We start from the raw sequence: 7,739 nt of genomic DNA on the forward strand, positions 1-7,739 counted from the left end.
AGGTGGCTCGGCGATGACGTATCCGCAGGACCCGCTCGACAGCAGATCCCCCGGCCGCCCGATGCGGGTGGAGACCCACGGGCTCGACGTGATCGGCGACGCGGACCGCAAGGGCACGCCGAGGACCCTGTTCTGGCCCTGGTTCGGGGCCAACGTCTCCGTCCTCGGACTGAGTTACGGCGCGTTCGCGTTCGGGTTCGGCATCTCGTTCTGGCAGGCCCTCGTCGCAGGCGTACTCGGCATCGTCGTCTCGTTCCTGCTGTGCGGCTTCGTCGCGGTCGCCGGAAAACGCGGCTCGGCGCCCACCATGGTGCTCAGCCGGGCCGCGTACGGAGTGCGCGGCAACCGGCTGCCGTCCGTGATCTCCTGGATGCTCACCGTCGGCTGGGAGACCGTCCTCACCGCACTCGCCACCTTGGCGACGGCGACCGTCTTCAGCCGGCTCGGCTGGGGCGGCGGCACGGAGACCAAGGTGGTCGCGCTCATGGTGGTGGCCGCGCTGACCGTGGTCGGCGGAGTCATGGGCTTCGACCTGATCATGCGCCTGCAGACCTGGATCACCCTGATCACGGGCGCGCTCACCCTCGTCTACATCGGTCTGGTCGCCGACCACATCCACTGGAGCACGGTCAGCGCCGTCCCGGCGGGCTCCGCCCAGGAGTTCATCGGTGCGCTGGTGTTCATGATGACCGGCTTCGGCCTCGGCTGGGTCAACGCCGCCGCCGACTACTCCCGCTATCTGCCCCGGAGTTCGTCCAGCCGGGGCGTGATCGGCTGGACCGCCTTCGGCGCCTCCCTGGCCCCGCTGCTCCTGCTGGTCTTCGGCCTGCTGATGGCCGGTTCCTCCCCGAAGCTGAGCAAGGCCATCGCGGCCGACCCGATCGGCGCGCTGACGACGATCCTGCCCACGTGGTTCCTGCTGCCGTTCGCCGTGGTCGCGGTCCTGGGTCTGGTCGGCGGCGCCGTCCTCGACATCTACTCCTCCGGCCTGGCCCTGCTCTCGGCGGGCCTGAAGGTGCCCCGCTACCTGGCCGCGTTCTTCGACGGCGTCCTGATGATCGCCGGCTCGGTCTACATCGTGTTCTTCGCCGGCGACTTCCTCGGCCAGTTCATGGGCTTCCTCACCACACTCGGCGTCCCCATCGCCGCCTGGTGCGGGGTCATGCTCGCCGACCTGGCCCTGCGCCGCCGCGACTACGACGAGGGCGACCTGTACCGCCCGCACGGCCGCTACGGCGACATTCCCCTGTGGCCCCTGGCGCTCACGCTGGCCGCCACGGCCGTCGGCTGGGGCCTGGTCACCAACACCGCCGCCGACTGGCTGACCTGGCAGGGCTACCTCCTGGAGCCCTTCGGCCTCGGCGGAAAGACCGGGGCGTGGGCGTACGCCAACCTCGGAGTCCTGGTCGCGCTCGCGCTCGCCTTCACCGGCACCCTGCTCGGGAGCCGGGGCCGGGTGCGCGAACAGGAGGACCAGGCGCCGAGCACCGCCCCGAACGAGGGGGAGTACAGCGTATGACCGGCGCTCCCGGCCTCCTCGCCGTGATCGACATGCAACACGTCTTCGCCGACCCCGCCAGCCCGTGGGCGACGCCCCGCTACGCCGACGCGGCGGCGGGTGTACGCAGTCTCCTGCCGGCCTTCCCCGACCGCGTCACCTTCACCCGATTCGTGGCCCCCGAGGAGCCGGCCGGCGCCTGGCAGGCCTACTACGCGCAGTGGCCCTTCGCCCGCCGGCCCCCGGACGACGAACTCTGGGAACTGACCGACGACTTCGCCGCCCTGGGCGGCCATGTCGTGGAAGCCACCACCTTCGGCAAGTGGACCCCGGAACTCGCCGCCCGCCTCGGTCCCGACGACCGCCTGGTCCTGGCCGGCGTCAGCACCGACTGCTGCGTGCTGTCCACCGCCCTGGCCGCCGCCGACGCCGGCACGGAGGTGCTGGTCGTGGCGGACGCCTGCGCGGGCGTGGACGACGACTCCCACCTCAGGGCGCTGCGGGTCATGGAGCTGTACCGGCCGCTGATCCGGGTCACCACCATCGCCGACCTGCTCGCGGAGACCGGGCCATGACCGGCGTCCCGCTCAAGCACCAGCGGATCTCTCCGAGGAGGGCCTGATCACCACCCGCACCGGCAAGGGCGCCTACGTCCTCTTCGACGGCCGCCCGCTGGACGACCGGCTCGGCCGGGCCTGTACCCCGGTGTGCCGACCCTGGGCGTACGCGAGACGCAGGACGGCACTCTCGCCGCCGAACTCGTCCTGCAGCACGACGCCTTCGTGTGCGTGGAGCGCTCGTGGACGGCACCCTCCTCGCCCTCGGCCACCACCAGCTGACCTACACCTTCGGCTGACCCGGCGGAATCCGGGTGGTGCCGGCATGCCGCCGCGCTCGGCCGCACCATGGGGGGCGTGTGGGCGGCGATCACCCACTGCCGGCCGGGTTTCACCATCCACCGTCACCCTCGGCATCTCCGTCTCCACCGGCCCGCCACCGGAGCTCCCGCCGATCCTCGCGCATGCCCCGGACCCCACCGGGTACGCGAGGCGGGAGCACGCCCGGGCAGCAACCCGTCCGGACAGCCCGTACGACCGCCGCTACCAGGGGATCTGCCATGGAGACACCCGCACACGACGACCTGCCGACGCCGGCGCAGCAGGCGCTGGACGCGCTGACCGTGAACGCCGACGACCAGGCCGCCCTGGACACCCTCGCCCACACCGATGTGCTCGTGCCGGTGCCGGACGACGCGATCGACGGGGAGGGAGCCGACGCCACGACGGTGGCCCTGCCCGTCCTGGAACAACCCGGTGGCGACTCGGTCGTCCCGGTCTTCACCACGGAGGGCGAGATGGCCGAGCTGCTGCCGTTCGTCTCGCGCTACCGCCTGATCCCGCTGGGCGCGCTCGCCTCGCAGTGGCCCGACGAGAACCTCTCGCTCGCCATCGACGGCAGCTCCGCCCACGCGCTGACACTCACCTCACAGGGAGTGCGCACCCTGCTCGCCCGCTGACCCCGCCAAGGGCCCTTGCGGGTGCTGCGCCGAGCGCTCCGGCTCACCACCCCGCGCGGCGGCTACGACGGCATCGACCGCGCGCGGCCCGGCTCGGCCCGCTGATGCTGATCGGCATGCTCGCGACCTGGCTCGCCGGGGCACTCCTCGGCTTCGGCCCTCCTGCTGTACGCGCTGACCTCGCTGTCGTGGGTCACCGCCTTCCGGGAGGCGGCTCCAGCCTGTGCACACCCGGTTCCGCCGGCGGCGCCCGGCTGAAACTGTCGGCGCTCGGCCTCCTGGCCCGCGCCACCGGACCGGTGAGGTCCCCCTGCTCCAGGCGCGGGCCGGCGAGCCCGCCCGGGGGCCGGAGCGTCGCGGCGGCGGCACAGCCCGTGGGCGATCGGCTCGTAGTTCACCCGCCGGCCCCCGAAACGCGGCCGGGCCGCCCGCGCGTCGGCCCGATCCCGCCCTGGCGCCGGCGGACCGGCAGCCGGACCCAGGTCGGCCGGAACTGCGCCCCGCCGAGAGGTAACACCCGCCTTCGCGCAGGGAAGATCCCAGCGGGAGACACATCCGGGTGAGCGCGAAGGAGCCGATGGTCGTGAGGGTCGTCCTGCTGGGCACCGCCGCCGGGGGCGGCTTCCCGCAGTGGAACTGCGCCTGCGAGCTGTGCACCGCCGCCCGGAGCGGTCTGCTGCCCTCCCGGACCCAGGAGTGCGCCGCCGTCACCGGCAACGGCCGCGACTGGTGGCTGCTGAACGCCTCGCCCGACCTGCGCACCCAGCTCGCCGCCACCCCGGCCCTCTGGCCCGGACCCCGGCCCCGCGACACCCCGTTGCGAGGTGTGCTGCTCACCGACGCCGAGGCCGGTCATGTCACCGGCCTGACCGAGCTGCGCGGGGCGGCGGGCCTGAAGGTGTACGCGGCTCCGCCGGTGCGCGCCGTCCTGGCCCCGGTACGGGCCGCGCTGGACCGTTACGCCCCCTGGGAGTGGGTGGACAGCCTGGCCGACGGCGGTTTCGTGCTGGCCGGCGGGCTGGTCGTCACGGCTCATCCGGTGGAAGCGAGGATCCCCGGGTACGTGGCCGCCCAGGGACCGCTGCCCGAGGGTGCCTGGATGACGGCGTACCGCATCGAGGACCTGGCCAGCGGGGGAGTGCTGCTCTACGCGCCCTGTGCCGGCGCCTGGAGCCCCGCCCTGGACGAGCTGTGCGCCGAGGCCGACTGCCTGCTGCTGGACGGCACGTTCTTCACGGCCGAGGAGAGGGGCACGGCGGTGCGGGCCGGAGCCGGACAGGCGGCCCTGGGGCATCCGCCGGTCACGGGCCCGGACGGCACCCTCGCCGCGCTCGCCCGCCACCTCGGCGTACGCCGGATCTACACCCACCTCAACAACACGAACCCGCTCCTCGACCCCGCCTCACCGGCACGCGCGCGGGTCGCCCAGGAAGGTGTCGAGGTCCTGCCGGACGGGGCCGAGCTGGTGGTCTAACGCTCCTGCCCGGTCAGCATGCGCTGGAGCACCTCCCGCTGCACCGGCAGTACCTCGGTGTGCAGTTCGCGGCCCTTGTGGGTGAGTGCGACCCACACCCCGCGCCGGTCCTCCGCGCACACCGAGCGCTCCACCAGTCCGTCCTTCTCCAGCCGGCCGATCAGCCGGGACAGCGCGCTCTGGCTGAGATGGACCCGCCCGACGAGGTTCTGCACCCGGCACTGGTCGCCCTCCCCGGGCGATTCGGACGCCAGGATGTCCAGCACCTCGAAGTCGCTGGCGCCGAGCCCGTGCGGGTGCAGCGCCCGGTCGATCTCGCACATCGTGCGCGCGTGCACCGAGAGGATGCCCCGCCACCGTTCCTCGAGCCGGGCGTCGGCCGTCTTGACTGCCATACCCGCACGGTAGCACCGATCCAGCCAATCGTTGAGTGTGCAACTAGTGCGCTGTGCCGGTCGCCGCGCGAACCTCAGGCCGCCGTGTCCTGGAGCAGTCCCACCAGGTTGCCGTCAGGGTCCTTCACCGAGGCGATGAGCCTGCCGCCGCCGACGTCCTGCGCGTCCTGGAGCAGCTCGGCCCCCGCCTCCAGCAGGGCGGCGAGCCGCTCCTCGAGGTCCGTCACATGCCAGTACGGCACCGGCCCGGTCATGCCCTTGGCGTGCCCGTTCGGGTCGAGACCGACGTCCTGCCCGGCGGCCTTGAACCCGACGTAGTAGGGCTCGTCCGCGTACGGCTCGACGCCCAGCAGGGCGGTGAACAAGGGCTTGGCCTTCGCCAGGTCCTTGACGGGGTAGATGATCGTCTGCAGGCCGGTGGCCATGGGACCCACTCCTTCTGAGCTGCGTGATCCGACGGATTCCCCGTCGGTGCTCTCACGCTAGGGCCGGGAGGCCCGCCGCGGCTTCTTCGATCCTGACCGGTCGCGGCGGCCGTCGTCGTGGAGGCCGCACTCGCCGTGCCTTCGCCGAGCCCGGCCTGGGGTCGACGGACAACTTGGAGCCGGCTGGCCGGGTTGATCAACTCGGGCTACAAGGCGGTAAAGGCGGTCAACGCGTCAACGGTGGTCGCCCTGCATCTCACCAAGGGCGGGGACAAGGCCGGCACCGAGTGGTGGTTCGACAACGCGGTCGCCGGCGGCGTGAAGTTCGACGCGGGCTCTCGTACTACGGCTACTGGCACGGCCCGCTCGCCGATTTCCAGACCACCCTGGACGACGCCGCCTCCCGCTACGGCAAGCCGGTGTTCGTCGCCGAGACGGCCCACCCCTTCCGCCTGGCCAGCGACGACTCGCTCACCCACCAGATCGACACCACCGGCGAACTCGTCGCCGGCTACCCGGCGACCGTGGCCGGCCGGACCAAGTGGATGAACGACGTGGCGAGCATCGTGGAGGCCGTCCCTGACGGCCGCGGTCTCGGCGTCTTCTACTGGGAGGCGACCTGGACCGCCGTCACCGGCAACGGCCGGGATCCCACCGACGCCTCCTCCGGCAACGGCTGGGAGAACCAGGCTCTGTTCGGCTACGACGACAAGGCGCTCTCCTCCATGACGTGGTTCGGCCACCGCTGAACCCCCTGACGGGGCCCGGCCGTAAGGGGCGGCCGGGCCCCGGCCGGTGTTTCCGGGGCGGCGGCCGGATTCCCCGGTCGCACGGCCGTTCGGTACCGGACAACGGCCACCGAGTTCCGGACGTGACGGCGTCGCCCGCGCCACAGTGGGCAGACTGCGTACGAGGGGCCGGGATGGAGGGCGGACGGATGATGGGAACTCCCTCGGGCCGCACACGGCAGACCATCCTGAAGTGGCTCAAGGACCCGGCGGTCCACTTCCCGGCCGCGCGCCACCGTGACATCGCCGAGACCGGCGTCACCGCCCGGGCCGTTGCCGCCAAGCTCGGCGTCCCCCGCCGGACCGCCCTCGCCCACCTGGACCTCCTCACTCGCCTCGGCCTGCTCCGCACCCGGCGGATCCGCTGCCGCACCTTCTACCGGCGCGACGAGATCCGCATCGCCGAGGTGGCCCGGATGTTCGAGAAGGGCTGGTGAAACCGGAGTCACCAGTCGACGTGGGCCGGCCCGACGGCTCACGTGCCAGGATGGGCCGACCCGACGGCGAAGGACACCGCACATGGACCGACCCACGGCACTCGTCCCGCTGCACTACGTCTCCCTGGGCGCCCGCGGCCCCGAGGACGTGGTGGCCGATGCGCACGGGCGCGTGCTGACCGGAGTGGAGGACGGGCGCATCCTGCGTGTCCATCACCTCGGCGACCCGCTCACGGCCCGGGTGGAGGTGCTGGCCGAGACCGGCGGCCGCCCCCTGGGACTCGAACTGCTGCCGGACGGCGGGCTGTTGGTGTGCGACGCGGAACGCGGCCTGCTACGCGTCGGCCCCGACGACGGCACCGTCCGCGTGCTCGCCGACTCGGTGGCGGGGGAGCGGCTCCGCTTCTGCAGCAATGTCGTCGCCCTGCCCGACGGCACCGTCTTCTTCACGGTCTCCAGCCGCCGTTACCCGCTCGACCAGTGGATCGGCGACATCGTCGAACACAGCGGCACCGGGCGGCTGCTCCGGCTCTCCCCGGAGAGCGGGGAACCCGAAGTCCTGCTGGAGGGGCTTCAGTTCGCCAACGGACTGGCCGTCGGCGCCGACGGTTCCTTCCTGGTGATCGCCGAGACCGGCGCCCGCCGGCTGACCCGCTACCACCTCACCGGCCCGCGCGCCGGACACACCGACCTCTTCGCAGCTCTCCCCGGCATGCCGGACAACCTGTGGCGCGCGGGTCCCGACGGCCCGATCTGGGTCGCCCTCGCCGCCCCTCGCGTCCCCCCGCTGGACGTCCTGCACCGCACCCCGCCCGCCGTCCGCGCCACCGCCGCCCGGGCCGCCGTCCACGCGCCGTTCCGGCCGGGCGGAACGATCGGCGTGCTGGCGCTCGACGACCACGGCCGCACCGTCCACCACCTCACCCGCCGCCGCTCCGGCTTCCGGATGGTCACCAGCGTCTGCACCGCCGGCGAACACCTGGTCCTCGGCAGCCTCCGGGAACCGGGCGTCGCGGTCTGCGCGCCGCCCACCGCCGGCTGATCCGCAGACCGGGCCCCGCGGCCCGACAGGCGGGGTACCGATGCGACGCGCCGGGGCCGCGCTCTGCGCGCGAGCCGCCGCCAGTCAGGTCGCCGATTTGGCACGCCGGGCGCCGTGATCCACGCACGAGGCCCCGCCTGAGGAGGCTGGCACCGTCCTGCCGC

At 73.0% G+C, this 7,739-nt stretch carries 9 protein-coding genes and 1 pseudogene; 8 read left to right on the forward strand and 2 right to left on the reverse strand.

Going from position 1 to position 7,739, the window contains the following annotated elements; genetic code table 11:
• The first annotated feature begins 13 nt into the window (after window positions 1-13).
• The 5 genes from AC07C1_RS02130 (at window position 14) to pqqB (ending at window position 4,488) form a co-directional block, all read left to right on the forward strand.
• Window positions 14-1,519 (forward strand): purine-cytosine permease family protein, encoded by a 1,506-nt coding sequence (locus AC07C1_RS02130; protein WP_478936293.1) that lies wholly within the window; start codon window positions 14-16, stop codon window positions 1,517-1,519.
• On the forward strand, window positions 1,516-2,073 hold the full coding sequence (locus tag AC07C1_RS02135) for a cysteine hydrolase family protein (RefSeq protein ID WP_478936294.1): 558 nt from the start codon (window positions 1,516-1,518) through the stop codon (window positions 2,071-2,073). The genes AC07C1_RS02130 and AC07C1_RS02135 overlap by 4 nt, the downstream gene beginning before the upstream one ends.
• Before the next feature lie 132 nt (window positions 2,074-2,205).
• Window positions 2,206-2,337: a hypothetical protein gene (locus AC07C1_RS02140; protein WP_478936295.1), complete on the forward strand. Its 132-nt coding sequence runs from the start codon at window positions 2,206-2,208 to the stop codon at window positions 2,335-2,337.
• Between the two features lie 278 nt (window positions 2,338-2,615).
• Window positions 2,616-3,014, forward strand: a complete 399-nt coding sequence (locus AC07C1_RS02145; protein ID WP_478936297.1) for an SseB family protein — start codon at window positions 2,616-2,618, stop codon at window positions 3,012-3,014.
• A 559-nt stretch (window positions 3,015-3,573) separates the two neighbouring features.
• On the forward strand, window positions 3,574-4,488 hold the full coding sequence (gene pqqB / locus AC07C1_RS02150) for a pyrroloquinoline quinone biosynthesis protein PqqB (protein ID WP_478936298.1): 915 nt from the start codon (window positions 3,574-3,576) through the stop codon (window positions 4,486-4,488).
• On the opposite strand, the gene AC07C1_RS02155 is transcribed toward pqqB, so the two are convergent.
• Both AC07C1_RS02155 and AC07C1_RS02160 read right to left on the reverse strand, forming a co-directional pair.
• A complete protein-coding gene (locus tag AC07C1_RS02155) occupies window positions 4,485-4,883 on the reverse strand; it encodes a MarR family winged helix-turn-helix transcriptional regulator (RefSeq protein WP_478936299.1) in 399 nt (132 codons plus the stop codon). The two genes, pqqB and AC07C1_RS02155, sit on opposite strands and share 4 nt — an antisense overlap.
• Before the next feature lie 74 nt (window positions 4,884-4,957).
• Window positions 4,958-5,308 carry a VOC family protein gene (locus AC07C1_RS02160; RefSeq protein WP_478936300.1) on the reverse strand — a complete coding sequence of 117 codons (351 nt, stop codon included), beginning with the start codon at window positions 5,306-5,308 and terminating at the stop codon, window positions 4,958-4,960.
• 174 nt (window positions 5,309-5,482) lie between these two features.
• Here AC07C1_RS02160 and AC07C1_RS02165 point away from each other — a divergent pair.
• The 3 genes and pseudogenes from AC07C1_RS02165 to AC07C1_RS02175 form a co-directional block, all read left to right on the forward strand.
• Window positions 5,483-6,057, forward strand: a pseudogene (locus tag AC07C1_RS02165) (glycosyl hydrolase 53 family protein); the annotation flags it as partial.
• Window positions 6,058-6,245: 188 nt separating this feature from the next.
• Window positions 6,246-6,533, forward strand: coding sequence for an ArsR family transcriptional regulator (locus AC07C1_RS02170; RefSeq protein WP_478936301.1), 288 nt, complete (start codon window positions 6,246-6,248; stop codon window positions 6,531-6,533).
• A gap of 82 nt (window positions 6,534-6,615) precedes the next feature.
• Window positions 6,616-7,575 carry an SMP-30/gluconolactonase/LRE family protein gene (locus tag AC07C1_RS02175; protein WP_478936302.1) on the forward strand — a complete coding sequence of 320 codons (960 nt, stop codon included), beginning with the start codon at window positions 6,616-6,618 and terminating at the stop codon, window positions 7,573-7,575.
• The last annotated feature ends 164 nt before the right edge of the window (window positions 7,576-7,739 follow it).

The organism is Streptomyces sp. NPDC045022 (genome assembly GCF_056432605.1).